At 64.0% G+C, this 26,069-nt stretch carries 21 protein-coding genes and 4 pseudogenes; 14 read left to right on the top strand and 11 right to left on the bottom strand.

What is annotated here, in order from left to right:
- Positions 1–151: 151 nt before the first annotated feature.
- Positions 152–568, bottom strand: a complete 417-nt coding sequence (locus C5E41_RS02530) for a nuclear transport factor 2 family protein (RefSeq protein ID WP_104374241.1) — start codon at positions 566–568, stop codon at positions 152–154.
- 248 nt (positions 569–816) lie between these two features.
- Here C5E41_RS02530 and C5E41_RS02525 point away from each other — a divergent pair, with 248 nt between their 5' ends.
- Both C5E41_RS02525 and C5E41_RS35870 read left to right on the top strand, forming a co-directional pair.
- Positions 817–3,072 (top strand): CoA transferase, encoded by a 2,256-nt coding sequence (locus C5E41_RS02525; RefSeq protein ID WP_181063062.1) that lies wholly within the window; start codon positions 817–819, stop codon positions 3,070–3,072.
- 42 nt (positions 3,073–3,114) lie between these two features.
- Positions 3,115–3,246, top strand: a pseudogene (locus C5E41_RS35870) (transposase); the annotation flags it as partial.
- 173 nt (positions 3,247–3,419) lie between these two features.
- Here the strand turns inward: C5E41_RS35870 and C5E41_RS34745 are convergent.
- The gene (locus C5E41_RS34745) at positions 3,420–3,671 is read right to left on the bottom strand and encodes a hypothetical protein (RefSeq protein WP_258080686.1); all 252 of its coding nucleotides are present in this window, start codon (positions 3,669–3,671) and stop codon (positions 3,420–3,422) included.
- Positions 3,672–4,435: 764 nt separating this feature from the next.
- Between C5E41_RS34745 and C5E41_RS02515 the strand changes: the two genes are divergently transcribed.
- Positions 4,436–5,944, top strand: a complete 1,509-nt coding sequence (locus C5E41_RS02515; protein WP_258080685.1) for a class I adenylate-forming enzyme family protein — start codon at positions 4,436–4,438, stop codon at positions 5,942–5,944.
- Between the two features lie 246 nt (positions 5,945–6,190).
- Here the strand turns inward: C5E41_RS02515 and C5E41_RS02510 are convergent, their stop codons facing one another.
- The 3 genes and pseudogenes from C5E41_RS02510 to C5E41_RS35865 form a co-directional block, all read right to left on the bottom strand.
- Positions 6,191–6,664: a hypothetical protein gene (locus C5E41_RS02510; RefSeq protein WP_104374238.1), complete on the bottom strand. Its 474-nt coding sequence runs from the start codon at positions 6,662–6,664 to the stop codon at positions 6,191–6,193.
- Positions 6,665–7,045: 381 nt separating this feature from the next.
- Positions 7,046–7,291: pseudogene (locus C5E41_RS02505) on the bottom strand (AMP-binding enzyme); the annotation flags it as partial.
- 427 nt (positions 7,292–7,718) lie between these two features.
- Positions 7,719–7,937 (bottom strand): integrase core domain-containing protein, encoded by a 219-nt coding sequence (locus tag C5E41_RS35865; RefSeq protein ID WP_368854132.1) that lies wholly within the window; start codon positions 7,935–7,937, stop codon positions 7,719–7,721.
- A 1,029-nt stretch (positions 7,938–8,966) separates the two neighbouring features.
- Here C5E41_RS35865 and C5E41_RS02495 point away from each other — a divergent pair.
- Positions 8,967–10,070 (top strand): porin PorA family protein, encoded by a 1,104-nt coding sequence (locus C5E41_RS02495; protein ID WP_104374235.1) that lies wholly within the window; start codon positions 8,967–8,969, stop codon positions 10,068–10,070.
- 337 nt (positions 10,071–10,407) lie between these two features.
- Here C5E41_RS02495 and C5E41_RS02490 read toward each other — a convergent pair whose 3' ends face one another.
- On the bottom strand, positions 10,408–11,361 hold the full coding sequence (locus C5E41_RS02490; protein ID WP_104374234.1) for an aldo/keto reductase: 954 nt from the start codon (positions 11,359–11,361) through the stop codon (positions 10,408–10,410).
- 112 nt (positions 11,362–11,473) lie between these two features.
- Here C5E41_RS02490 and C5E41_RS02485 point away from each other — a divergent pair, with 112 nt between their 5' ends.
- The gene (locus C5E41_RS02485) at positions 11,474–12,073 is read left to right on the top strand and encodes a TetR/AcrR family transcriptional regulator (protein WP_104374495.1); all 600 of its coding nucleotides are present in this window, start codon (positions 11,474–11,476) and stop codon (positions 12,071–12,073) included.
- 84 nt (positions 12,074–12,157) lie between these two features.
- On the opposite strand, the gene C5E41_RS35685 is transcribed toward C5E41_RS02485, so the two are convergent.
- On the bottom strand, positions 12,158–12,601 hold the full coding sequence (locus tag C5E41_RS35685) for an AMP-binding enzyme (protein ID WP_368854485.1): 444 nt from the start codon (positions 12,599–12,601) through the stop codon (positions 12,158–12,160).
- 237 nt (positions 12,602–12,838) lie between these two features.
- Positions 12,839–13,629: pseudogene (locus tag C5E41_RS35680) on the bottom strand (AMP-binding protein); the annotation flags it as partial.
- A 302-nt stretch (positions 13,630–13,931) separates the two neighbouring features.
- Here C5E41_RS35680 and C5E41_RS02475 point away from each other — a divergent pair.
- The gene (locus tag C5E41_RS02475; protein WP_258080684.1) at positions 13,932–14,324 is read left to right on the top strand and encodes a PaaI family thioesterase; all 393 of its coding nucleotides are present in this window, start codon (positions 13,932–13,934) and stop codon (positions 14,322–14,324) included.
- Between the two features lie 102 nt (positions 14,325–14,426).
- Here the strand turns inward: C5E41_RS02475 and C5E41_RS02470 are convergent, their stop codons facing one another.
- Together C5E41_RS02470 and C5E41_RS33620 are read right to left on the bottom strand one after the other, a co-directional pair.
- A complete protein-coding gene (locus C5E41_RS02470) occupies positions 14,427–15,215 on the bottom strand; it encodes an acyl-CoA thioesterase (protein ID WP_104374233.1) in 789 nt (262 codons plus the stop codon).
- A gap of 12 nt (positions 15,216–15,227) precedes the next feature.
- Positions 15,228–15,365 carry a hypothetical protein gene (locus C5E41_RS33620; protein ID WP_181063060.1) on the bottom strand — a complete coding sequence of 46 codons (138 nt, stop codon included), beginning with the start codon at positions 15,363–15,365 and terminating at the stop codon, positions 15,228–15,230.
- 264 nt (positions 15,366–15,629) lie between these two features.
- Between C5E41_RS33620 and C5E41_RS02465 the strand changes: the two genes are divergently transcribed.
- From C5E41_RS02465 to C5E41_RS02445, 5 genes are all read left to right on the top strand, one after another.
- Positions 15,630–16,874, top strand: a complete 1,245-nt coding sequence (locus C5E41_RS02465; protein WP_104374232.1) for an amidohydrolase family protein — start codon at positions 15,630–15,632, stop codon at positions 16,872–16,874.
- 55 nt (positions 16,875–16,929) lie between these two features.
- On the top strand, positions 16,930–17,724 hold the full coding sequence (locus tag C5E41_RS02460; RefSeq protein WP_258080683.1) for an enoyl-CoA hydratase: 795 nt from the start codon (positions 16,930–16,932) through the stop codon (positions 17,722–17,724).
- Complete coding sequence (locus C5E41_RS02455; protein WP_146097444.1) at positions 17,721–18,641, top strand: VOC family protein; 921 nt, start codon at positions 17,721–17,723, stop codon at positions 18,639–18,641. Before C5E41_RS02460 ends, C5E41_RS02455 begins: the two co-directional genes overlap by 4 nt.
- A 400-nt stretch (positions 18,642–19,041) precedes the next feature.
- Positions 19,042–19,482 (top strand): hotdog domain-containing protein, encoded by a 441-nt coding sequence (locus tag C5E41_RS02450; RefSeq protein WP_146097443.1) that lies wholly within the window; start codon positions 19,042–19,044, stop codon positions 19,480–19,482.
- A gap of 11 nt (positions 19,483–19,493) precedes the next feature.
- Complete coding sequence (locus tag C5E41_RS02445) at positions 19,494–20,402, top strand: alpha/beta fold hydrolase (RefSeq protein ID WP_104374229.1); 909 nt, start codon at positions 19,494–19,496, stop codon at positions 20,400–20,402.
- A 462-nt stretch (positions 20,403–20,864) separates the two neighbouring features.
- Here the strand turns inward: C5E41_RS02445 and C5E41_RS34340 are convergent, their stop codons facing one another.
- Positions 20,865–21,758, bottom strand: a complete 894-nt coding sequence (locus C5E41_RS34340) for a TIGR03619 family F420-dependent LLM class oxidoreductase (RefSeq protein WP_219823076.1) — start codon at positions 21,756–21,758, stop codon at positions 20,865–20,867.
- Positions 21,759–22,170: 412 nt separating this feature from the next.
- Here C5E41_RS34340 and C5E41_RS02425 point away from each other — a divergent pair, with 412 nt between their 5' ends.
- From C5E41_RS02425 to C5E41_RS02410, 3 genes and pseudogenes are all read left to right on the top strand, one after another.
- Positions 22,171–23,064 (top strand): enoyl-CoA hydratase, encoded by an 894-nt coding sequence (locus C5E41_RS02425; RefSeq protein ID WP_104374228.1) that lies wholly within the window; start codon positions 22,171–22,173, stop codon positions 23,062–23,064.
- A gap of 407 nt (positions 23,065–23,471) precedes the next feature.
- Positions 23,472–24,128 carry a hypothetical protein gene (locus C5E41_RS02420; protein ID WP_146097442.1) on the top strand — a complete coding sequence of 219 codons (657 nt, stop codon included), beginning with the start codon at positions 23,472–23,474 and terminating at the stop codon, positions 24,126–24,128.
- Between the two features lie 489 nt (positions 24,129–24,617).
- Positions 24,618–25,942 (top strand): annotated as a pseudogene (locus tag C5E41_RS02410) (IS3 family transposase); the annotation flags it as partial.
- Positions 25,943–26,069 lie beyond the last annotated feature (127 nt).

Below are 26,069 nucleotides of genomic sequence, written 5' to 3'. Positions count from 1 at the left end.
GTGGTGGTCGTGGTGGCACCCGGCGACAGCCACTGGATTCCGCCGCCGCGTTGCGGCACTGATCGACATCGGTGGGTGGGCGCAGCGCTCGGCGCCCAGGCTGCTCCGAATGAACTGCAGAGCATCAGATTTCGGCAGCGGAAGGGATCGTTCAGGCCTCGCTGCCGGTACGCGCCGTCCACTTGCCGTAGGGGATGTGATCGGGAATGTTCCAGAAACTGCGGACCCTACTGCTCCCGTCCGGTTCTAGCCGCCACACGTCGACGCTGGGGATGATCAACGGCTCACCACGGTAAAGACCCTCGTTGTGGCAGACGACGACAGCCTCGGAGCCTCCGGTGATCAACTGAAGAATGGTGACGGCGGGATGGTCCGGCCCGGTCCGGTCCCACAATTCGCCCGCCAGATCCCACCCACGTTTGACCGGAGTACCCACCGGATCCTCCAGGATCGGTTCCCCGGGCGCAGTCTCACGCCAATGCCTCAACCAACCTTCCCGGTCCTGCTCGTTCCACAGCCGATACCACCGGCGAATGAAGATCTCCAGCTCGTTCCCCGTGATCGTCACGTGAGACTCCTTCCACGACCCAAGCAGACTACTTTCCTAAACCTTATTGTTCAACTGATTACACTATTTCGCTCCACGACCCGCGTAGAACGAGTAAGGTCGTGAGTCCCACAGCAGGACTGATAACTAAACTATTTATCTGTATGAGCTGGAGCCCGCACCCTCGGCGGGATCGCTGGCCCTCCGGGACACGGCAGCACGGCACACCCAGGCCGTGGGCTCACGCTTTTCGGCATCAGGAGATGAAGATGACAACCGACCAAGGGTTCCCGCTCGCCGGAGTGCGAGTCCTTGAACTGAGCGCGGGCCAAGCCGGCCGAACCGCGGGCATGCTCCTCGCGGACCTCGGCGCCGACGTCGTTCGCGCCGTTCCGGAAGACTGGGCACCGGCCGCACCGGATTCTCCCGAGGGGCCGCAAGACCTGTGCTGGGACCGCGGCAAGCGATTCACACCCGCCGCGGACCCCGCCGCCGTGCGACGCCTCGCCCGCGCCGCCGATGTGGTGCTCGACGACGCGTCGCCGGGGGCCGAGCGGCCCACGGGGCTGGACTCGGAATCCCTGTGTGCGTCGGCACCCGCGCTGGTACACGTGTCCATGCCCCCACACGGAACCGTCGGCCGCTGGCGCGATCTTCCCGCCGACCCGCTACTTACCTCTGCCATCGGCGGATTCGCCACCTTCCACCCCTCCCACGACCCTGGCACTCCGATCGCCTCCGCGGTGCCGATGGTGCCCGCAATTCAGGGCGCACTCGGCTCCGTGTTGGCCGTGGCTGGTGTATTCGGCGCCCGCACCACCGGTCATGGCCGCTCCCTGATCACCACGGGACTGCATGCCTGCGCCGCCGCATTGTCCACCCTTGTTGTCAAGGGGATCGATACGGACCAGGTCATCAATCCCGGCGGCCGGATGGACAGCAGACCCAACTTCCGCATCTACCGGTGCGCCGACGACCGTTATCTCCACTTGTCGGCACTGACTGTCGAATTCTTCCTGCCCGCGCTTACCGCACTGGACCGCCTCGACATCATGGTCATGCCCGGTGTCGACGGCGAGTTTCTGAACGTCCTGCGACCTGAGATCGGACCTGCTGTATCTGCGGAGCTGGAACAAGCCTTCGCTCAGCGTCCGCGCGACGAGTGGCTGGAAATCCTCGGGGCAGCGGGCGTTCCGTGCGCTCCGGTGCTGAAGCGCGAGGACTGGCTGAAAAGCGATATCGTCGCTCACGCAGCGCCGCCGGTCGAACTCGCGCATCCCGAGGTGGGGCCGGTGATGCTGCCCGGACCGCCTCTGACGTTCTCGGAGTCGGCCTCGGCGATCCGACATCTGCCCGCCGCGCAATTCGTGCCCGCAGCCGAATTGTGGACCGACGAGCGACCCGAGGTGTCGCGGGCGACACCCGCCCCCGCCCTTCCTCTCGCAGGTCTGCGGATTCTCGACATCAGCACGTTCCTCGCCGGCCCGCTGGTCAGCACTCTTATGGCCGACCTCGGCGCAGCGGTCGTCAAAGTGGAGGCCCCCCGCGGAGACCCCTACGCCGCGTACGCCGCCTCCTACGCCGCAGTCAACCACGCCAAATCCATCGGCGCCCTCGACCTCCGCGACCCCGACGGACATTCGGCGCTACTACAACTCGCCGCCGATGCCGACGTCCTCGTGGACAATCTCCGCCCATCCGTTGCCCACCGACTCGGCGTGTCGGATAAGTCGCTGCGCGCGGGACATCCGCGACTGGTGCATACGTCCGTCTCGGCGTTCGGTGCCACCGGGCCGTTCGTCGAGATGCCGGGCTTCGACCCGGTCCTGCAATCCCGTTCCGGCCTCGCCGCGGCGCAAGGCGGAGACGACGAGCCCGTCGCCACGCTCACACCGGTCCTCGATGTCGCCACCGGCGCACTTGCCGCTTTGGGCACCCTGGCGGCCCTGGTCGAACGGGTCACCTCGGGACGAGGACAACACGTTACGACCTCACTCACCGCCTCATCGACTTTCCTACAGCTCGCCGAACTGACGTCCTACTCCGGCAGACCGGAAGCCGAGGCCGGGGGCCGCGACTACCGGGGTCCGGAACCCGCGCGCCGCTACCACCGCGCCGCCGATGGCTGGCTCGCCATCGCGGCCACAACAGCCGCACAGCGCCGCGCAGTGGAATTCCTGGTCGGGCAGGCTCCGCTGACCCACGAAGCCGTCGCCACTGCACTCGCCGACCACACGGTCGAGCATTGGGTTGGCGTCTTCACCGAGGCGGGCGTGCCGGTCTGCGCTGTGCCGTCGCCGATCGGATTCCTCGATCAGCCGTATCTCGCGGATAACGACTTCAGCCACGTCGTACGCGATCCCCGGTTCGGTCGGTTCCGGCTGATTCGTGGATACTTCCAGCGCCCCGATACGCACGCTCACGCCGCCGAGTGGCCCGAGGGCGTGGAATTGCTGCGCCGGGCGGGTGCGCTGCGAGAGCGGTACACGCTGAGCGATCCGGAGCACGACGCGATCGTCGTCTAGGAGTCATCCGTGGCGGCATCGTAGAAGTACCGGACCAGGAAGTACCCGGACAAGTTGAAGACGCGGGCGGTCCGCCTGTATCGGGAGTCGGACCCGAAACCGACGATCCGGAAGCCGGCCGAGCAGCTCGGGGTGCATCACGAGGCGTTGCGGAACTGGATCCGCCAGACCGAGGCCGATGCCGGCAAACGTTTGGAACGTGTTAACGAGATATGCGTTCTGCGAGTGCGTATTTCGCCGCGGAGCTCGGCCCGACCCGGCGGTGATCACGCGGTTCGTCGAACAGAACAGCCAGCACCCGGTCGAGCTCCTGCTACGGGTCCTGGGCATCACGTCCTCGACCATGATCAGCGCTGGGGCCGGTCGATCTCGGCGGCGAGGAAAGCCGACGCAGCCTCGAGAATCGCCGACGAGCTAAGCTGGAACGCCGCATACCACCGCCCCGCTTGCGAACATTTCTCGAACGTTTGCCGGGACAGTTTCGGCCCGTGGCTCGTCGCTCGTGCCGCGGCCCGGCCGAGCAGATCTTCTACCCGAGAACCCGAGATGAACCGAATTGCGTTATCGGCCTGGACAATCCCGCCCGGCGCATTCGTCACCCGAGGGAGTCCAGCTCTCATCGATATGGGTGGTGCGCGTCTTTTGTTGTGACAGACGCGATCCCATCGCTGCCAGTACTTCGGTGCTCTAATTTCGCAACGCTTCGGCCTCCGCCCTGATACCCTGCCATCAGGCACTAATCGTCGGCATATCTGGGTGGGATGCGCCTGGCTGACGGAAACCGGCACGCTGTAGTCGTGCGCGTGATGCGGACCAGTTCGCCGAAATGCTCACACGCCGATGCTCATTGACTCCCGGATGCGATCAACACCCAGTCATTGCCGACCAGCATCGCGCCGGAAGGAGGCCATCGACGACGGCGGAGGCCACGGGCATTGCGAGCTTTTCCACAAGTGCCGCGCGATGGAAAGCTCGGGGTAATATAAACTGAATTATTTACCGAAAGCAGTTCAATGCTAGACCCAGCACAGCAGGACGGCTACCCCCACGGCCACCGGCCTCGCAGTCCGGTCAGGATGGCTCGACGAGTTCGGAGGGCGGCATTGCCCCGCAGTTATCGGCTGAGGCCGATGGCCCTGCCGATAAAACGAGAGGACCAGTTTCCGGGCCGGTCGGCGGGTGGCGATTCCGGTTCCTTCTCGGCAGCGGGTCAGGATGCCGAACACCAGGTCCTGAATGGCCAGGCCGTCATCGACAGGATCGGTATGCCCTGTAGGGCGACCGATGAAGTAGCAGCTCGGGGCGCCGGTCGACGGCCTGTAGCCGCGGAGCAACGACGCTCAGCGGAAAGGATGACGAAGTCATGACAAGCGTCGAAGAACCACAAACCGGAAGTGCCGCCGAGGACTTCGCTGCGGTGCTGCGATACCGGATGCGGGCTTACGGTGGTGAACCCTTCGCCGAGGTCGGCGGCCGCTGGCTCACGGGCGAGGACCTCACCGGGTATGTCGACCGGCTCAACACACTCATCGCCGGCGCCGGCGTGGCGGAGAACGCCGCGATCGGCGTGGTGATGCGCAACCGGTTTCCGCATGCCGCGGCGATCCTCGCGTTCGTTTCGGAAAACCGCTCGTTCTCGATGATCTACTGTCAGCAGTCTCCGGAGGCGATCGGCGCGGATATCGAACGGCTGGGACTCGCCTTGGTCGTGGCGGATCCTGAGGACTGGACGCCTGCCGTCGTGGATGCCGCACGCCGGCAGGGATCGGTCGGGATCGCAATCGGGGCTGACAGGGATCACGTCACGCTCGTTCCCGGCCTGGAGCGGTTGGGTGCGGGTCCTTTCGGTGAGGTGATCGATCAACACGGTGTCGCCGTTCTCACCAGCGGCACTACCGGGCCGCCGAAGCGGCTGCACATCCGCGTGCCGGTGCTCGAACGCGCGGCCGCGAGCGCCAGCCCCGGCGTCGCGGTGTCGGCTGATGAGCCTCCGGATCTGGTCTTCTGGCCGTTCGGCGGGATCGGCGGCCTTTGTCAGTTGCTCGGCGCCGTACGCGCGGGCAAGCGGCTCGTCCTACTCGAGCGGTTCACCGTGCCGGAATGGGTGAGCGCGATCAAGCGTCATCAGATCACCCGCGTCGGCGTACAACCGACGGTCATTCGGATGATTCTCGACGCCAATGTGCCGAAGGAGGACCTCGCCTCCCTGAAAATGCTGCACGGCGGTTCCGGGCCGCTGGATCCGGGCACCCGGGACCGATTCGAGGAGGTCTACGGCATCCCAGTGCTGTGGGCGTACGGAGCAACCGAATTCGCGGGCACGCTGATCGCCTGGACGCCCGAGCTGTATCGCGAGTACGGCGCGGCCAAACGCGCCAGCTCGGGCAGGCCGGTGCCGGGGTCCGAGGTCCGGGTGGTCGACCCGGTGACCGGCACGGAGGTTCCGCCAGGCGAGGAGGGCGTGCTGGAAGCCAGGATCCCGCTGATCGAGCCGGACTGGATCCGCACGACCGATCTCGCCTCGATCGACGAAGACGGCTTCGTGACACTGCACGGCCGTGGCGACGGGGCGATCATCCGCGGTGGTTTCAAGGTTCTGCCCGAGGTGGTGCGCAGCGCGCTGGTCGCGCATCCGGCCGTGCTGGACGCGGTCGTCGTCGGACTGCCCGACCGGCGGCTCGGTGAGCTCGTGGCGGCTGTCGTGGAGCTGGCGAGCGGTGTCGAGCCACTCACCGAGGACGCCCTCCGGGAGTGGCTGCGCGACCGCCTGCCGTACCAGCAGGTGCCTGCGCGAATCAAGATCGTGGATCGGCTCCCTCGCACGCCGTCTCTCAAGGTCAGCTTCGAGGCCGCGCGTAAACTGTTCGCCTAGTTTTTCGTGATTCCAGCCCCCATGGGGGTTCCACATCGGGTCGGGCCGTTCATATCTCCTTCATGGCCGCCCTCCCGCAGCCAGGCGGGTTGCGGGAGGGCGGCCAGGGCGCAGAAGAAGTCGTTCACGCCCAACTTGACGGGCCGGCTTCGGCCACAGCGCGAGATGTTCCAGGATGTCGTTCTATGACGCCTTGCGCGCAGGTGGGCGCTCCGCGCGCTACGCGGCGATCAGGCGCGCACCGAGTTAGCCTGGCGGGTAACGGGTCTGGTTCGTCCCGCAGAGCAGGGTAAGAGTTCCGATCGCGATGTCGCCGCCGACGTCGTTCGGGTTGCACTCGGCCGGCTGCACCGCGGTGGCGCTCCGGTGCGCCAGGTTCGTGAGCGCTGTTGGCACGTGACAGTAGGCCCGTGCGGGCCGTTTTCCCGGCAGGCCACGTGTCTTGTCGGCGACCATCGGTTCCGGGAGCACACACAGGGGTGATCGGCGCTCTCTCCGCATGGCGGCGTTCACGCTCGTGTAGACCTCCACCTGGTCACCACAGGCGTGCGCGGTACCGGGTTCGCACAGCGCGACGTTGACCGGGATCGGTTCGGACACAAGGAAATCGACCTTCGCCGCGCCCGGACCGTACCGGTATCGCGCGAGCGCGCAACGGTACGCGCGAGGCAGCCAGTGGGCCCGCGATGTCGGGAAGTTCCGCAGTCCGAGGCCGAGCATGAGTTCCTGGCCCGGGCTATGGATGCCGCTGCGGAAGTCCCCGACGAACTGCGAAACGGTGACGACCGCGGGAAGCCTGGCGAACGGCGCGAACCGGTCGCCGAGGAAAGAACTGCTTGCCGGCCGTGGTCAGGTCCCACTATATGCGTCGAGTTCGATGCCGGCGGCGTGCGCCCGCAGCGAACTGCTCAGCACCGCCATCATCGCGCCGCGTCCTCGACTGAGAGCAACCGGTCGAGCTGCTCGCGGGTGCGGCGTGCCGAATCATGTTGTTGCGGAAGACAATATCCACTGTGCCCGATACAAGAACAGAAGAGCAGGAACGCGAACATCACGCTACCGACATCGCGACGCATGCGGGCCTGACGAAAGCAGCGATTGCTACTTCCTCTCAGCCTCCTCGCTCACCATCGCGCGCACGCGGTCTCGGAGTTCGAACTTCTTGATCTTTCCGGTGGGCGTGTAGGGGAACTCATCGAGTGTGATCAAGCGCTCCGGGGTCTTCTGCTTCGCGACCCCGGCAGTCCCGAAGAGCTCCGTGACCTGTTCCATCGTCAGCTCAGATCCCGGACGGAGACGGACGTACGCAGCCACCCGCTCACCCAAACGCGGGTCCGGCATAGGCGCGACTGCGCACTCTGGTCGCCGAGGCGGGGCCGGTGCGGATCGTCACGATGAACCGACAGTTCGGAATGGGACTCGGGGTGCAAATTTCGTACAGGTTCACCGCGGGGCTGCGGTATTCGATGAGGAGAATCCATGTCGCCGGCGGGGTCGGTGCCGGTTATGTCCGAGCAGACCGGCCCGGTCGAGGCGGGTCCGAGCATTTCGATGTGCAGGGGCAGGATCACTCGAGCAATCGACCTGGACAAATTGATACGGCAACGGCATTGCAGATGAGACCGGGTTTCTCGAGAAGGGGACCCACTCTGCCGGGGTGCAACGGCAGTACTGGGCCCACATCACCCTGTCTATGCTCGCCCTGGCGTGGCTGTCGCCATCCAAAGCCATTGCTACAAAGGGGGAATCGGCATTCACGACGAACCGCCACGGGTCAGGGACCGGCTTCGGTGTCGGACCAGCGCCGGTCGGCGTGGTGTTGTTGAGAGTAGTACGCGGCTTCGCATTCGGCCGGGGTCAGGTAGTCGAGCAGCGAGTGAAGATGCGAGTTGTTGTACCGGTCGCGCCACTCCATGAGCGCGAACTCGACCTCGGTGAGCGTTTCGAACGGACCGTGCCGATTGACCACCTCGGTCTTGAACAGGCCGATGATCGATTCTGCCAGGGCGTTGCCATAGGCATCGCCGACTGAACCTATCGATGCCGAGAGTCCCTGCAGAGCAAAGGGATTCAGTGAACCGCACTGAGGTGTATCGACTGCCGGCCTCGGTATGAAATATCAGTCCGGGCTCGATCGAGTGCCAGTAATGGCCACGCCGCCACACGGCCATGTTGAGCGCTTTGGACACCAGCGCGATCGTTTTCGTGTTCGCCGCAGTCCAGCCGTATGGCTGCGCTTATGCGCATCAACACCAATCACTACCAGGCTCAAAGGATTTCGTCCCTTTCCACGGTTCATCCAGGCTGACGAGCCGAGTGAGGACGGCACGCGTCAACCGGGCAGTTCGCGCGCTCCTACCATGCCAGCTCATCACGCTCGGCCGTCGACATGCCCGAGGCGACGCGTTTCCCCGGGCGCACTTCCTCAGCCAGGGCTTCTTGATCCGGATCCGCAGCGTCTCGAAGTGCACATCGACCAACAGGGCCACAGTGGGACTGTGTTACACGCCAGAGTAATAACTCACCAATATAACTCATTACGCTACCAGCGCCTCCAAGTAGACGACGCGACACTAGTCGTAATCACAGCAGCCCAGCCGACTCGAGCTGGTCAACCAGCCGCGCCACCAGCACGAACACGAGGCGCCTCCAGATGTCGCCGAGACTCGACCACCACCCCCACCGTTCGACGTAAATCCCCTCAGCCTTGCCAGTTCTGGCATAGTTCGCAGAGACTTTCCCTGGGCCCACCGGCGCGCTTCACGCAGCGCTTACGGATCGCGCGGATCACCGCCACCGAACGACACAGCCGGAGGAACGGGCAGCGACACTGTGCACCCACTATCTAACAAGTGTAAATATTCATCGAATTTGACTATATTTCCTGCAGTGGTGCTCTATCTTGATAGCCGGTGACGCCCATCACAGTCGGCTATCACTCGGATAGGCCGTGAATTGGGCGTCCCCAGCCTCGGACTCGAACCTCGAGGCCGAGCGTTCCACAAGCACAGGAGTTCACACGGTGCTCATCCGAAAATCCTCCCTCTTATGGCTTCTCGCCGGAGCCGTGCTCATCGTCGGTGCAGTACTCATTCGATTCGTCTTCGTACCGTCGATGAGCACGCTGCCGTCCGATCTCGACCAGGGCCAGAAGTTCGAAGGCACCATGCAGGCGCTGAACCCGCAAGCATTCGCCACCGGAGATCTGCAACACCTGTTGACGCCGCCCATGCCGATTACCGCCGACCGGTCGATCAAAGTGGATGCGGTCGACGGTAATACCGCGATCATCACAAGTACGGGGGTTCTGAACCTGCCCCAAGGTGAGAAACAGTCGGACGTGCATACCTACGCGGTCGACCGAGTCGACTTCGGCCCGGTAAATCTCAGCGACCAACAGCGTCGCGAGCTTGTTCCGCAAAACCGGCAAGCCACCTTCGAACCGCATAAAGGCCTGACGTTCACCTTTCCCATGCACCCATCTCGAGATGGAAACTTGTTCTACGATTCGACTCTACGAACCACGGCGCCTGCCAAGTTCGTCGACGAAAAGAAGCTCGAGAACCGCGACGTGTATCGATACCACATCGAAGCAGCAGGGCCGATCGCCGATCCAGCAACGCTGGCTCAGTTCAAGGCCTTTCCCCCGGCGGTACCCAAGGTAATGATCGGCGGACTACTACAGGCCGGCCTTGTGCCCGAGGCGTCTCGTACCTCCCTCGAATCCGCACTTCCGAGCCTTCCAGATCAGCTGACCATCGGCTTCAGCAGCATCAACAACGTCGACGCATCGGTAGATGAACAGTTCGGCGCGCCGATCGCCATCGCGCAAAACCAGGCCATGTACGTGACTGTTCCCGTGAACGGCACCCCCCTTCCGGTCCTTCCGTTGTCGACCATCAAAATGCAATCCGTCGAGAGCGATGTGGCTTCTACCGCCAGCACCTTGTCGTCGAACAGCACAAAGCTCATGCTTTTCGGCACCGTGCTCCCGATCATTCTGGGAGCACTCGGAATCGTCGCCCTAGGCCTAGGGGTCGTGCGCCGCAAGCGACCCTCCGCACGCCCGGCCGAGGTGCGAGAAGTCATCGAAAGCTCGCCGGTCGCGCAACAACCTCCGCTGTAGCTCAGGATTCGAAAGACTCGAAGGACAGTTCTGGCGCACGCGAAAAGCAGCGGTCGCGATGGCGAAACCGCGCGCCAGAACATATCTCGAAGCTCCACGCGACGCGAATTCGACGAGCCGTCAGCGGGAGCTGCGCGACCAAATGCTCGTTTCGCACAGCTCCCGCAATGGGGTTGCCGCCCGCAGGCGGCAACCCCATCTCACGGCTTGCTGGTTCCGGCTCTAGTCGAGAATAACCATCATCGTCTGATTGCCTGCCGGCTCGACCAGGATGTGGCGATCGAGAGCACCGGCGCTGCGGACCCGCAACCCGCCGGGTGGGATAGCGGTACCTGTCTCACAGCCAGGGCGATGGGGTACCGCGCCCGCCGTGCCCTCCGGTTGGGGCGATCTCGTCGATGCGGGCGAGATCAGCACTGGTGAGCGTAAGACCGGTCGCGGCGATGTTCTGTTCGACGCGACCGGGGTTGCGCGACCCGGGGATGGGCACGATGTAATCCTTCTGCGCGAGCAGCCACGCGAGCGCCAGTTGCGACACCGTCGCGTTTTTGGCCGCAGCCAGTTCGGTCAGCCGGGCGACGATCTCGGCGTTGGCGGGGTAGTTGTCCGCATTCCACCACGGGATTCGGGTACGGAAATCAGTCGGCTCGTACTGATCGGCGGGCTTTGCGGTGCCGGTCAGGAATCCGCGGGCCAGCGGTGAGTAGGCGACGAAGCCGATGGCGAGTTCCTCGAGCAGCGGGAACAGCGGCTCGGCATCACGGGCGAAGATCGAGTACTCGGTTTGCAGCGCCGAAATTGGGTGCACCGCATGGGCTTTGCGGATGTCGTTCGGGCCGGCCTCGGACAAACCGAGGTACCGTACCTTGCCGGCGTCGACGAACTCGGCCATGGTGCCAATGACATCCTCGATCGGCACGTCCGGGTCCACACGGTGCTGGTAGAGCAGGTCGATCGAGTCGACGCCGAGGTTGCGCAGGCTCGCGTCGACCACATCGCGGATGTGTTCCGGGCGGGAATCGGTGCCGAAGTCGCGGGTGAACCCGAACTTCGTCGCGATCACCACCTCGTCGCGGAACGGCGCCACGGCTCGGCCGAGCAGCTTCTCGCCCTCGCCCCACCCATACAGCTCCGCGGTGTCGAAAAATGTCACCCCCAGTTCGTACGCACGGCGAATGGCCGCGACGGACTGCTCGTCGTCGCCGGCACCGTAACCCATCACGGTGCCCATCGCGCCATACCCTATCGCCGACACGACCAAGCCTTGGCCGCCGAGTGTTTTGGACTGCATGAATAACTCCCTACCACTGTCGACAAGGACAAACCAAACTGTTCGGTTTGACAATACAGCCGGCCAGGACACATGTCAAACTGAACTGTTCGGTTTTGTTAGTATGGTGAGCATGCCTTCCTCGACCCGTGCCGATTCGACCCGAGACCGCATTGTCGACGCGGCCAAGTCCGAGTTCGCACGATACGGAATTGCCGGTGCGAGGGTGGACCGCATCGCGAAGTCCGCGCAGACCAGCAAGGAACGGATTTACGCGTATTTCCGTAGCAAGGAGAACCTCTATCAGGTCATCGCGGCGGAAGAATTGGCGGCGATCGCCGAGGCGACCCGATTGGATCCTGCCGACTTGCCAGGATACGCCGGCCGGGTCCACGACTACTTCGCCAGCCATCCCGACAACTACCGACTGATGTCCTGGGGCCAGCTCGAGTTCTCCCATGCCGACGCGGCTACCACGGGAACGGTGCATCGCAAGACCGAACAGCTGCGTCGGGCACAAGAGGCCGGGCAGCTGGATCCCGCGTGGGATCCGCTCGACGTTCTCGTATTTGTCAACCAGCTCGCCACCTCGTGGGCCGCCCAGCCCGACCTGATCCCCCCGTCCACCGACCCGCAGCAACGGCAAGCCACTCTCGCCGCCCGCCGCGCCGCCGTGATCGCCGCCGTCGAGCGCCTGTTCCCCACCCACGCCGCGGAGGCGAGCAGTCCCTGAAGAACACGCAGACGAATTGGGGCGCTCGAGAATGGCGAGCTTGGGTGGAACGGCCTCGATCTCACCCGGAGCGGAATCGACGCCCTACTCGAAGCGCCCCTCCGCCACCGCGGCTCGCAAGGCCCGGCGGTCGGGTTTGCCGGTCGAGAGCATCGGCAGCACCGACTCGTCCACGACGATCCAGCGGGTCGGCACCTTGAACACCGAGAGCGAGGCGCGAACGTATGCCGCGAGTGCGACGAGGTCGATTCGCTCCACAGCGGGGACAATCACCGCACACACTTCCTCCCCGCGCTCGGGATGCGGCGCGCCGACAACGAGACAATGCCGGACTGCCGCGTTGCTCGCGATCACCGCCTCGACCTCCGGAGGTGAGACGTTCGCCCCGGCAGTCTTGATCAACTCGGAATCGCGGCCGGCATAGAACAGCCGAGGATCGTCCTCGAGACGGAATACCCGGTCACCGGTGTGGTACCAGCCATCGGCGTCGAAGACCTCATGCCGCTCACGCTTGTTGTAACCCACCATCACCCCGGCGCCGCGCACGAGCAACTCCCCCGGCTCCCCCGGCCCGACGGGTGAACCGTCCTCGGCGACGACAGCGGTCTCGACGCAGGTGAACGACCCCGCCGTCTCGCTCATGCCGCGGTGCGTCGGAGTCTCGCCAGGCACGTCAAGCATCGAGATATCGTCCGGGCCCGCGGTCAGCGTGGGAGCCCGAGACAGATCCCGTCTGGCGAAATCCGGATGCGCCCGCAGTTTCTGCGTGAAGGTCGGCCAACCCGCCACAGCCGTGCCACCCTCGCGCTCCAGCAATTCGAGCGTCGCACCGGCTTCCGGGCGTGGCAGCACCAATAGGGTGACCGGCGCGTGCAGCGCACCGGTCAGCATCAGCACGCCGCCGATCCAGAAGAACGGCATACTGCACAGCACGCGCGGCGGATGGTCCGGCGACATCCCTCGCAGCGCTGCGGGCACATGACTGGATTGCCGCATCACGGCGCCATGGCTATGCACGACAGCCTTGGGTGGACCGGAGGAACCCGACGTGTGAACCATCACCGCGATATCGGCCGGATGCACCTGCCTTTCGGCCTCGGCGAGCACAGTACGCGGTACGCCCGCCTCCGTATCCGCGATCGCGGTAAGAGGTAAAAGGGACGCCCAGCGGCGGGGTACCGACTCGGTGAAACACACCGATCGAAGAAACGGCGCAGACGCGACGGCGATCGTCTCGTCTCCCTCGTCCACAAGGTCCGGCAGCGCGCGTTCGAGCAGGTCGACGATATCGGTCGACAGGATCCGGGGAGCGGCGATCAGAATGTGCACATCACCGGACCGCAGCGCGGCACGCAACTCCTGGGCGCTGTAGAACGTGCTCATCGGGACCGCGACAGCGCCGATGCGGCTCACAGCCACACGAGGACCCACTCCGCACTGTAGGTGAACATCAACCCGACCCGGGTGCCCTTACCGATACCACGGGCGAGCATTCGACTGGCGATGTCCGCAGAGCGGTGTTCAGCCTCGGCGTAGGTCAGCCGGGTCGACGGCATCACCAGGTAGTCGTGGTCGCCGTGTTCGGATGCCATGCGCGCGAGCGCGGACCCAACAGTCAAACAGAACGATTCGGCCGTATCGGACACAGCGGCAGCCCTTCGCACCCGGATGTTACCTAACAAATACAATACTATTATTTTACTACATGTATCGATTAACCGACGGCGATCCGCGGCAGCACGAACGAGCCCACGGAATCCACTTTCGGCAATTCGATCCGCGCGCACGACCGATGGGAGAGACACCGATGCCAGACACCGCGAACGATGCGAGAAACCGAGAGCGCCATGGCAGATCGATGCGTTACATATTCTCCCGGGTCCCCTTGACCGCCGAACTCGGCATCGAGCTCGTGGACTGGTCGACGCCCGACACGGTCACTACCCGCATGGCCTACAGCAAGCTCGTCGACAACGGTAGCGGGACACCGCACGGCGGCGCGATCGCGACGTTGATCGATACCACCGGTTCGGCTGCGGTCTGGAACGGTCACGACCACGAACGCGGTATCAGGGGCATGACGGTGTCGATGACCATCAACTACATCGCCGCTGCACGTGAGGAGGTCGTCGTCGCCACCGGCCGCTGTGTTCGGCGGGCCCGCGAATTGAACTTCTGCCAGGTCGTCGTAACCACCGACAGCGGGCGCATCATCGCGGACGGCAGCCTCATCTATCGGATCGCACGGTAGAGCCGAACGGCGCGCTGCTCGCTTGGGGACCGGGACTGCATTATCCAAGGAGCCGTGATCCGACCCGAAATCGACTGCCTCCAAGGTTACTTCCTGTTCGCGTCATCGGAACAACGATTCTTGGGCGAGCGTCGCGAGTAGGGCGCCATCGGTTCGCCGCACCGTGCCGGTGTAGAAGCCGCGCCCGCCGGCCACCAAGGCCGGTACCAAGTCGACGAAGATCCAGTCGTCCAGTAGGGCGGGCCGGTGGAACCAGACAGCGTGATCGAGGCTGGACCCGGCCCGGTGTGCGCCTTCGGGTGCGTCGAACAGACCCGACGATGCGTCTGAGATATAGGTCAGGACACAAGCGTGCACCAGCGGTGAGCGCGGCAATGCGATCTCGCTACGCGCCCAGAACGCAGTGGGCAACGGAATGCTGTCGGTGCGCTGCGGGGTGACCCGCACTTCCATCGACACCATCCGACCGCCTTCCCGCCGCGGCAGGGTCTTCGGCGCCGCGAGATCGGGAATGGGAATGAATTCGTACTCGGGTCCGGCACCGGGCGTGACGAACGACGCCGACAGGGTGAAGATGGTTGCCCCATCCTGGACGCCCCTGACCCGGCGCGCGGAGTACGACCGACCGTCCCGGTCCTCCTCGACGTGCAGCCGCACCGGTTTCGCGGCTGTACCGCCACGCAGGTAGTAGCTGTGCAGCGAATGCGGCACCCGTTCGGCGGGGACCGTACGGCCCGCTGCGAGCAGCGCCTGCGCGGCGATCTGCCCACCGTAGAGGGGATACGGGTCGTCGTAGACGGCCACAGAACGGAACACCGTCGGCTCGAGCTCTTCTAGTTCGAGCACATCGGCCAGCGTCGTGTCCGACAGTGAGGGCGTGGGGTACGTCATCAGACCTCCGACTCAGAATCCCAGACAGAGCTGGATGTGGCGCAGGTCTACCTCGACCAGTGCCTCCTCGCGGCCGACGGCGGCGAGCTGTCCGCCGAGGCTGCCGCGGACCTGAAGTGCTGGACCGCCGACGGCCCGTGACTGCAGCATACAGTAAGCTAATTTAGCTATACGGACAAGCAGAGCGGTCGTCTCTTGACATGCCGCGAGGCTTTCGTGTCTCCAGCCTTCACCTACATATGCTATACAGGTAAATAATTATTCTCTTCGTTCGGGTTGCGCGCGTCGCAGACACCGGCCGAAGGGGCGGCCGACCCCACGCGTAGAGTGTTATAATATAACTAATTGAGCGACAGAGGGACAGAGGCATACGCCGGCGCCATGACGGTCCGAAATTCGAAGAAGGGTTGAGCGATGACAAGTGTGCAGGATCCGCAGGTCAGCGGCCATGAGGCAGAAACGGAGGGCGCCTTCGATCTGCCGTATCCGGTGTTCGACTTCGACTCACACCTGTACGAGCCCCGCGAGGCGCTGGAGACTTACCTCCCCGAGAAGTACCGGCGCGCGGTCCGTTATGTCGATGTCAAGGGACGCACCCAGCTTGCGGTGAACAACTACATCACCGACTACATCCCGAATCCGACCTTCGAGGTCGTGGCAGCCCCTGGTGCGCATGAACAGTACTACGCGGGAAACAACCCCGAGGGTCTCACCCTGCGAGAGCTCACCGGCAAGCCGATCAGGTCGATTCCCGCATTCCGTGAGCCGGAGCCCCGACTCGCGGTGATGGACAAGCAGCACGTGGACGCCGCGCTGGTGCTGCCTACCCTGGCGAACCTGGTCGAACAGACCGCTGCCGACGATCCGGAACTGGTACATGCGGTGATCCACGCGATCAACGAGTGGATATACGACGTGTGGTCCTACGATTACAAGCATCGCCTTTACCCTGCGCCGGTTATCACCTTGGCGCTGGTCGAGGACGCCATCAAGGAGCTCGAGTACGTTCTGGAGCGGGGCGCGAAGACCATTCTGATCCGTCCGGCGCCGGTAAAGGGCCTGCACGGCTGGCGCTCTCCGGGTGCCCGGGAATTCGACCCGTTCTGGAAGCGGGTCGAGGAGGCCAACCTGCCGGTCATCGTGCACGCCGCCATGCCGCCGCTCAACGACTATGTGGCGATGTGGGACGACACCGGGACCTCCAGCGCCTTCGAGCAGACCCCCTTCCGTATGGTGACATTTGCTCATCGGGATATCGAGGACATGGTGTCCGCGCTGGTCCTGCACGGTGTCTGCTCCCGGTTCCCGAAGATCCGCTTCGCCAGCATCGAGAACGGCAGCGACTGGATCGGCCCCTTGCTGCACAGGTTCGAGCTCGCCTACTCGCAGATGCCGAAGCAGTTGGAGGAGAATCCGGTCGAGGTGTTCCGCCGCAACTGGTGGATCAACCCGTTCTGGGAGGGCAATCCGGAGAAGCTGGCGGAGCTTGTGGACCCGAGCCACATCGTCTTCGGCTCCGACTATCCGCACCCGGAGGGCCTGGCGGCGCCGCTGAAGTACTTCGATTATCTCGAAGGCGTTCCTGCGGAGAAGATCCCGGCCATCATGGGTCAGAACGCTTTCGATTTCATGGGAGTCGAACCTCCCGCCAAGAACTGATCGGTGACCACATGGCCGGCGAGCTGTGCTCGCCGGCCCGAGAAGGAGGGGCCGCGTGCCCGAAAGTCAAATCTCTTACCGGACCGACGGGCCGGTGGCCGTCATCACGCTCAATCGGCCCGAGGCGGCGAACGCGCAGTCCTTCGAGTTCCTCGACGAACTCGACGCGGCATGGACCACAGCCGAGCGTGACCCCGATGTTCGCGTCATCCTGCTCAACGCCAACGGAAAACACTTTTCGGCGGGTCACGATCTCCGGAGTGACACCGTTCCGGAAACCCTGGCGGAAATGTACGCCAATGAGGCCGATCGTTATATCGGTTATTCGCTCAAATGGCGCAATTCGACGAAACCTACTATCGCCGCCGTGCAAGGAATGTGTATCGCCGCGGGCCTGATGTTGTGCTGGCCCTGCGACATCATCATCGCGGCCGATAACGCACAGTTTTCCGACCCTGTGGTGAACATGGGTATCGGGGGAGTCGAATACCACGGTCACACATGGGAACTCGGTGCCCGCAAGGCAAAGGAATTGCTGTTCACCGGTGACCGCATCTCGGCCACGACGGCCGAGCGGCTCGGCATGGTGAACCGGGTGGTCCCCCTCGAGACGTTGTTCGACGAGAGCATGGCCCTCGCCCAGAGGATCGCCCAAAAGGATCCCTGGGCGCTGCGTCAGGCCAAGCGAGCGGTCAACCAGACGCTCGACATACAGGGATTTCAGACCGCGTTGCAATCCGTCTTCGACATCCACGCGACAGGGCATGGGCACTGGTTCAGCGCAGTCAACTTTCCCGCGTTGGCAGGCTTGGAGCAGATGAAGGCCGCCCAGAGCAAGGAAGTATCGTGACGGCGATCGTACGCGCATGGCTGCACGTGCAACTCAATTCCACAGACGAGGAGGCATGCCATCGCTTCTACGTCGAGACCTTCGGTTTGCGCGAGGTCATGCGGACCGAGTCCCTCCCGGTGGAGGACGGGACGCCGTTCGCGATCGACGGCCCGATGAGAAGCAACACATTCTTCCTCTACGACGTGCGCGGCCCGCGGACCACTGTCGGCATCGAAGCCCAGCTCTGGCAGACGCCCGCGGTCCACGGTGAGGCCTATCCGAACATCACCCACCCCGGTTTCCAGGCTGTCGGACTCCGCGTCCCCGACCTGGATCCGGTCCTCGCCGTGGCGGAGACGAACGGTGGCACCATCCTCCGCGTGGTGAACGAGGCTGTGCTGGCCGATGGTGGCACCCGAACGGCGTGGTTGCGCGATCCCGACGGAATTCTGGTCGAGGTCGTCGAAGCCCCAGGTCTGGACGCGCCGTCGAACCTGCACCGTCACGTCCTCAGCACCGCGGACTTCGCGGCGAGCCTCGCGTTCTACGAGACGCTGGGATTCACCAGGGTTTCGATCGAGAAGGGCGTGAAAGCTGGTGCGTGGGCGCCGGAGGTGCCGGACAACGCGACGGCCGATACCGCCGTGCTGACACTGCCCGGCGGCGGCTACTCGCTGCTCGTCATCGGCTGGGTCGACCCGGTGCCGCAGGGGCGTGCATACTCCAGCGGCAATCACCGAGGTCTGTTCCGTTGTGCGTTGGCGACCGACGACATCGATGCGGCGATGGCGCAGCTGTCGGCCGGCGAGCAGAAGATCGAATATCGCGGACCGTACGAGTTCGCGATGACGGGCACCAAGCTGCCCAATCTTCGGGTGTTGTTCCTGACCGACCCCGACGGTGTGACTGTCGAGGTCGTCCACCGCCCGATGTAGCGAGGCCGCAATGGCGCCGCGAGAACTTTGCGGCGCCACCGGCATCTGGTTCGTTGCGCGGAGGTGTCGATCCCGTGCCAGCCGCCCGCTCGTTCGCTTGGTTCACCTGCCTGCCGGCCGCAACGCCGAGGTATTCGCTGCCGCGGCACAAGAGGTGCTGGCGACCGTGCCCGAACGAGCACGGTGGACGCTAACCTCGGATCAGGGTGCCACCCAACGAACTCACGGCAGCCAAGCGGACCCACGCTGCGCCGAGGCCCTCGCCCCCGGGGTACGGGACGCAGTCGATCCGGAACCAGCCACACCCTTCCTCATAGGCGTCAAATACTATTTACTTAGCTTATACATCTTTTGTTGTAGATTGTGAGCCGTTACAGGTGGAAGTGCGAGGGAGGTCCCGGTGACGGAGCGTGGCACAGTGCGGAGTCCGGCGCGACCAAAGAAGGTCTATAGCGCTCCCATTACGCACCGGCCGGAACGGGACGGAACCATTGTCGACAGCTCGCACGTGCCGTTCTACCTAGCCATGGAGTATTCCGCCGCAGCGTGGCGTTCACTTCTGGTCGATGTGTGTGGGGATCTCCTACCGGCGAGCGAGCTGGGCGTCGTCGACGTGTCGGCTACCTTCACCCGTGAGATGTTCGTCGGTGACGTGCGCGCGGACGTCGAACTGAACAGGCTTGGCACCAGCAGTTTGGGTTTCCGAGTGGTGATCTATCAAGACGACGTGGCCTGCGCGGACATTACCAACGTCCTCGTCCGGCTCGCGCCCGACCGCACGAGATCACTTCCGTTGTCGGCGGCGCAGCGGGCGGCGCTCGCGTCGGTCCTGACAGTGTAAGGGGAAAAGGAATGAGTTCACCCATCGTACAGTGCGAGAAAGTCGAGTTACCTGGTCACGGGTTGACATTGGCAGCCGATCGTTGGGCCGCCGTCGATAGCCACCACAAAGGTGCTGTGGTCTTGCTCCACGGCGGTGGCCAGACTCGGCATTCGTGGCGCGCAACCGGCGAACGGCTGGGGCGAACCGGTTGGATCGCCTACGCGGTGGATCTGCGCGGTCACGGCGACAGCGACTGGTCCGATCGCGCTGAATACGGCCTTTCGGCACACCTCGGCGACCTGCTGGCCCTAGTCGACGAGGTTCGTCGCCGTGAGCCCGGGCTCCCCCTCGACCTAGTCGGAGCATCACTCGGCGGGCTCGTATCGCTGGTCGCCACAGGCGAGAATCCAGGGCTCGCGGACGCGTTGACGCTGGTCGACGTGGCGGTACGGGTGGAAGATGCCGGAAGTGCCCGGGTACGCGACTTCATGCAGAGTGCTCCGGACGGATTCGACAGCCTGGAGCAGGCATCCGCGGCCATCGCCGCCTACAACCCACATCGACCCCGGCCAAGTAACCTGGAAGGGCTGAAGAAGAACCTCAGGCTGCGCGGCGGCCGTTGGTATTGGCATTGGGACCCGCGCACCCTTGAACTCGCGTCTTCCCCTTTCGATCCCGATCTGCCCGTCAGTCCCGCGGCTTACACCCGATCGAAGAGCGCCGCCCGGCGTATCGACTGCCCGGCGCTGCTCATACGAGGAAAGATGTCCGACGTGGTCTCCGACGACGGTGTGGCCGAGATGCGGGAATTGATTCCGCAGATACAGGTGATTGATGTGCGCGGAGCCGGACACATGGTGGCCGGCGACGACAACGACGTTTTCACCGCCGGACTCTTGGAGTTTCTCGATCGCTCGGTGGCCGACGCTTCCCTTTGAGGATCGAAACCGCCGCCTCGCCCCCCGCGCTTGTCACCACGATGCTGGACGCGGCCACCGGCAGCTGAGCAGACGGGCGGGCAGGCGTTGTCGGCCGGCGCCCCGGCAGATCCCCGTCGTCGGGGTCGGACGAATATCGGTCGGACAGCGAAGCGCCGATCGAGCGCGTGTGCTCGATCAGGCTTCTTCTCCGCTTGTCAAAGGCTTGGCGAGGTCCAGTAATTCGGCGGCTCGTGACGCTAGGTCAGTTCGATGTGAAAGGGCCAAGCTCTGTGCCGATTAGTTCGATCTCGGTCAGACAGTCATCGATGCTCCGTGCTCCGCTTCTCTCGCAGTAGCGCGGTTCGGTCAGCGAGTTTGCCGAGTTCCGGCGTACCGGTGACGGCGGCCATACCGGCAGTTTGTTCGAAAGGCAGCCACCCGTCGGCAGTCTCGGCCACCCGCCGCATCGCGGCCTTACTGTTACCGCCGATCCAAAACTGGCGGACCGGGCCGCTGCGCGGGACGGGGCAGCATGGCATGTCCGTGTGCCGGGAAGAACGTGTCGTCGCGCTCGACGACCTCGCCCGACCACGCCGCCCGCATCGCATCGATCGCGGCGTCGAAGCGCGGACCGCGATCGGCGAACGACGCGTCGAGGACTTCGAACTCCGCCCGCTGGTACCCCGCGCCCATCCCCACCACGAGTCGTCCGCCGGACAGCCGGTCCAGACTGGCCGCGGACTTCGCCGCCAGGTATGGGCTGCGGTAGCCAGCCACCAGCACGAAGGTCAGCAGCCGCACACGCGTCGTCGCCGCCGGCATGAACGACAAGGCGACGAACGGCTCGAAGGCATGGTGGCCACCATTCGAGAGCCAATCCTGCGAGGGAAACGGATGGTCTGTCGTGGAGACGAGGTCGAACCCGCACTCCTCGGCCGCGACAGCGATCTCGGCCAAGTCGCGATTGCCGATCCAGTCTTCCCAGCGTTTCACCGCACGGGTCGGGAACTGATAGTTGAGCTTCATCCGATTTCCTTCGAAGTTCTCTCGCCGCGCCTCGAAATCGGCCCCGATCGCGCGAAACTCACCGCGCAAACAGCCGGTGCCGACGCCGAGGATCAGCCGCCCGCCACTGAGAGTATCCAGGCTCGCCGTCTGATGCGCGGTCAGGAACGGATTGCGGTAGGGCAGCACCAACACCCATGTCATCAGCCGGATGTGCGAGGTCACAGCGGCGCAGAAACCGAGCGCGGAGAACGGGTCCACGCTGCCCTCTCCCCCGTTGCGCACCCATTTCGACGACGGGGCGGGATGATCGGTGAACCCGATCGCGGAATACCCTGAGTCCTCGGCAGCACGGGCAAAGCGAGTCACCAGACGTGTCTTCGATACCTCGAGTGGCGACTGCGCCGAGCCGTTCGGGCATACGAGCGCACAACGCGACCGGCTCGAAGCCCTCCGCCGGCCGGAAAGCGGGAACCTGGACGTGCGCGCCCCACCCCCCGATGCCAACCCGCCGCGTCACGCGACCTCCTGCGTCAATCGAAAGAACTTGGCCCACAGCAGAAGAAACTCGTACAGGCCAGTCAAATTAGGTAGATAATATATCTAAAATCGCCGATCGGCAATGCAGATCGGGCGGCTACGGTAACGCCGGGGCCGAATGGCATGCCCCGGAAGCAACCACGACGGCGGGTCTCACAGCGAACGGCCGCAACAGCAACTTGACATCTTCGCCAAGTGGAGGTTCTATTCGAGAAAGTCGAGCAGTCCGGGAGGTGCCCATATGGGTTATCGGTACATTGATTACGAAACCCTCAGCGGTGGCCGGGTCGCTCGGGTTACCCTCAACCGTCCCCAATCCCGCAACGCCCAGAACCGGGGCTTGTTGGTTGAACTCGGCGAAGCGTTCGACCGGGCCGAAGCCGATGACACGGTGCGTGTGGTGATCCTGCGCGGCGCGGGTTCCTCGTTCTCCGCCGGGCACGATCTTGGTACCGCCGAAAGCCTAGCCGAGCGCGAACCAGGGCCCGGACAACATCCGACATATCAGTGCAACGGCAGCACGCTCGGCGGCGCCGAAGGCCGGGTGCGGCAAGAATGGCACTACTACTTCGAAAACACTAAACGCTGGCGAAACCTGCGGAAGATCACCATTGCCCAAGTACACGGAAATGTTCTGTCCGCGGGCCTGATGCTTATGTGGTGTTGCGATCTGATCGTAGCCTCCGAGGGCACGATTTTCGCCGACGTCGTCGGCACGCGGCTGGGTATGTGTGGGGTCGAATACTTCGCCCACCCATGGGAATTCGGCCCCCGAAAAGCAAAAGAACTATTGCTCACCGGCGATTCACTGAGTGCGGTGGAGGCTCACGCGCTGGGGATGGTCAGCAAAATCTTTGGCTCGGATGAAATTTCTGAACGGACAGTCGAATTCGCGAACCGAGTGGCTAAGGTGCCCTCGATGGCGGCACTGCTCATCAAGGAATCCGTCAACCAATCCCAGGACGCAATGGGCTTCAGCAATGCGCTCGACGCGTGCTTCACGCTGCACCAACTCAATCATGCGCACTGGAGTGAGGTATCCGGCGGCGAGGTGTATGTCGGCACCGCCGACTACGGACTCGACGACTGGCGCGCCGCGCCGGCGATCACGCCCGCGTGCCGGGACCACCCGTAGGACTGCAATGGTCGCGGAGACATCTGCCTGCAAAACCTGCACGATGTGCGGACGCCCAGCGAAAGGGCCTGGGCCCGCTGTTCTCGCAAAACCGTGGCCGATTTCCCGGGCGTCGTCGAACCCGGCTGCCACCGCTCGGCGGCGATCCCGAAACTCAGGTCGCGCTGCGTCGTTTCCTCGTGACCGGCCCATCCCACGCCCAAATACTGCCACTCCTATATCGGCCATCGCGCAGTAACAGGCGGTGCTCGCGCGCCGCATTGGCATCACGCAGACGTCGAACTACCTGGCAACCAAATGATTCCTCGACCTGAATTGCGTAGGTGCCTCCCTGTCCATCCGACACCTCGAGTGGGTCTCAGGAATAACAGTGGTCTTTGACACCGGCGTCAAGTAAGGAGCACACAATGAGCACACGCACAACGTCAGCCGGCGCCCCACCGCGTTTTTCGGCGGCAGAGTCGTCAGGCATACTCAACTTTCCCACCGTCGCCTGTTACCGGGCGCCCCATTCATGCTCTCGCTGCGACGCCTGCGGCGACGACTGTGCCACCTGTGAAGTCTGCCTGTTCGGCGAATGCGAGAGGTGCACCCCTCCCGACCTGACCCCGCGCACGGCCGCGATGCTGTTGATCGCCTGCCAGGATCTCGCCGAGCGAGTCCGTCAGATGATCCTGCACAGTCCGCGTCCGGTCTTTCTGTATCACGTCACGCTCGCTTTCGAGGCTCTGTTCGCCGCGTTCGAGAGGGGCGAACATCCTCGGCCCGATAGCCTGGCTATGCAGTTGTGCCTGCACGTAGCGATAGACCACGCTCGTGGGCTCGCGTGCTCTCACGGCGAGAAGTATGTCGAGCAGCTGCCGATGAGCTCGTATGATTACGACTTTCACAGTTTGTACGACACGCTGCTTCCGGACGACGGCCATGAGCACCTGGTCGAGCTGGCTCGAATGGTCGGCGCCCCGGACGAACCGTTGGATTTCATCGCGCTCGGCGATCTCTTGACCGGCAATGCCCTCGGGACGTTCTTCGAGCCGTTCGAGCTCGGTGATCGCGTCGCTTGACCGCGAACCGAGCCAACCACGCCGACGTTGTTTCGCTTCGCCATACATAAATCCGGTTACTCACTTCGTCGCAACTCAGGTCTCTTCGGCCCCGTCCGAGGGCGACGCAAGCGACAAACACCACCGCGGCCTGATTTGAACTGGACCCATGAGGCATGCCAGTTACATCACCGGGAGCGTCCGGTGCCCTACCGGCAGACATAACGAGTTTTGTCGGCCGTCGACGGTCGAGAAGGCGCCGTATTGCTGGGTGCCGCGGCTGCCCGTCGGCATTCCATCGGGGTTCGGCTACTGCGCATTCACTCCTCACCCGCCGGCACAATGTGTGCGTCGCAGAATTGTTCACATTCGCCGTCCGCCTCTCCCCTGCGTGTCAGGCTGAGTTGAGTCCATTGGTTCACAGCAAATCGGCCTGACGCGGGGCGAGATTCGGATTGATATTTCATGACCGGCACGAGGGGCTCGAGGGTAGCCGACCACAATGGGCGGATGGGTTCTTTGGGGCCGCGCGGTGACGAGCCGAAGCGGCGGCGCGCGTTCAGCGCTTCGGACAAGCTCGCGCATCTGCGCGCGTACGAGGAAGCGGTCGAACGCGGCGAGGGCGGGGCGTATCTGCGATCGCAGGGCCTGTATTCGTCGTTGATCAGCGAGTGGCGCAAGCAGCGTGACGCGGGGGTCCTCTCCGGCAAGAAACCGGGTGAGAAGATCGGCAAGTTGACCGCCGAGCAAGCCGAAATCGCCCGGCTCACAGCCGAACTGGCGCGGGCGAACAAACGGCTGGCGACCACCGAGACCGCGCTGGACATCATGGGAAAAGCACACGCGCTCTTGCAGTCTCTGGCCGAGAGCGCGGATCCCGACGAGCAGCGCAAGAAGCGTTGAGCGCCGCGTATGCGTCATTGACCGGTGCCGGTGTCTCGACCCGGCGCGCGGCGATGTTGACCGGGCTGGTGCGTTCCACCGCGATCCGCCGGGCCGGGCTCTGCCCGGCGGCGCGGACGCGGCGTTGCACCGATCCAGCCAACAAGCTGACCATGCTGGAGCGGCGCCGAATTCTGGACACCCTCAACAGTGATCGGTTCGTCGATCTGGCACCGTTGCAGATCTATGCCCAGTTGCTCGACGAGGGCACCTACCTGTGTTCGGTGTCGACGATGTATCGGGTGTTGCGTGAGCACGCGCAGGTCAAGGAGCGTCGGCGGCTGGCGCGGCATCCGGCGACGGTATGTCCGGAACTGGTCGCCACTGCACCGCGGCAGGTGTATTCCTGGGACATCACCAAGCTTGCCGGCCCGATCAAAGGACAGTACTTCGATGCCTACGTGATGATCGACATCTACTCTCGCTACATCGTCGGCGTCCACGTCCACACCCACGAATCCGGTGTTCTGGCAACGGAATTGATGAAAGAGATTTTCGGCGTACACGGCATACCGCAGGTCGTGCACGCCGACCGGGGCACCTCGATGACCTCCAAATCCGTTGCCGCGCTGCTCGCCGATCTCGAGGTAACCCGCTCACATTCGCGACCTCGGGTGTCGAATGACAACCCCTTCTCCGAAGCGCTGTTCAAGACCTTGAAATACGGTCCCGAGTTCCCCGACCGCTTCAGATCACTCACCCACGCAAGGCAATTCATGGACTCATTCGCTCAGTGGTACAACCACGAACACCGCCACACCGGTCTCGGTCTGCATACCCCCGCTGACATCCACTACGGCCTGGCCGCCGACAAAGCCGCTGACCGCACAGCCGTGCTGGCCGACGCCCGCGCCCGCCACCCCCAGCGCTTCGGCACCACCACACCACCGAAATGTCAACGGCACGCGAACCCGGACCATCTGACGGAATCTCAATTTGGACCATCTGCTCGGCTCGGTTTGATGGTTCATTCTTCAGTTGTGCCGGCGGCGGGGACGCGGCCGAGGTCGCGGTTCTTGA

Origin of the sequence: Nocardia nova (genome assembly GCF_002933465.1) — a bacterium.
Taxonomy (GTDB): Bacteria; Actinomycetota; Actinomycetes; order Mycobacteriales; family Mycobacteriaceae; genus Nocardia; species Nocardia nova_B.
The sequence above is the reverse complement of the archived record's forward strand: the minus strand, read 5'-3'. Positions and strand labels throughout refer to the sequence as shown.

Bases quoted from the DNA above. Each gene is read 5' to 3' on its own strand.
- C5E41_RS02525 (WP_181063062.1), top strand. From the start codon at position 817: ATGACAACCGACCAAGGGTTCCCGCTCGCCGGAGTGCGAGTCCTTGAA.
- C5E41_RS02515 (WP_258080685.1), top strand. From the start codon at position 4,436: ATGACAAGCGTCGAAGAACCACAAACCGGAAGTGCCGCCGAGGACTTC.
- C5E41_RS02510 (WP_104374238.1), bottom strand. From the start codon at position 6,664: ATGCTCGGCCTCGGACTGCGGAACTTCCCGACATCGCGGGCCCACTGG.
- C5E41_RS02490 (WP_104374234.1), bottom strand. From the start codon at position 11,361: ATGCAGTCCAAAACACTCGGCGGCCAAGGCTTGGTCGTGTCGGCGATA.
- C5E41_RS02485 (WP_104374495.1), top strand. From the start codon at position 11,474: ATGCCTTCCTCGACCCGTGCCGATTCGACCCGAGACCGCATTGTCGAC.
- C5E41_RS35685 (WP_368854485.1), bottom strand. From the start codon at position 12,601: ATGGTGGGTTACAACAAGCGTGAGCGGCATGAGGTCTTCGACGCCGAT.
- C5E41_RS02475 (WP_258080684.1), top strand. From the start codon at position 13,932: ATGCGTTACATATTCTCCCGGGTCCCCTTGACCGCCGAACTCGGCATC.
- C5E41_RS02470 (WP_104374233.1), bottom strand. From the start codon at position 15,215: ATGACGTACCCCACGCCCTCACTGTCGGACACGACGCTGGCCGATGTG.
- C5E41_RS33620 (WP_181063060.1), bottom strand. From the start codon at position 15,365: ATGCTGCAGTCACGGGCCGTCGGCGGTCCAGCACTTCAGGTCCGCGGC.
- C5E41_RS02465 (WP_104374232.1), top strand. From the start codon at position 15,630: ATGACAAGTGTGCAGGATCCGCAGGTCAGCGGCCATGAGGCAGAAACG.
- C5E41_RS02445 (WP_104374229.1), top strand. From the start codon at position 19,494: ATGAGTTCACCCATCGTACAGTGCGAGAAAGTCGAGTTACCTGGTCAC.
- C5E41_RS02425 (WP_104374228.1), top strand. From the start codon at position 22,171: ATGGGTTATCGGTACATTGATTACGAAACCCTCAGCGGTGGCCGGGTC.
- C5E41_RS02420 (WP_146097442.1), top strand. From the start codon at position 23,472: ATGAGCACACGCACAACGTCAGCCGGCGCCCCACCGCGTTTTTCGGCG.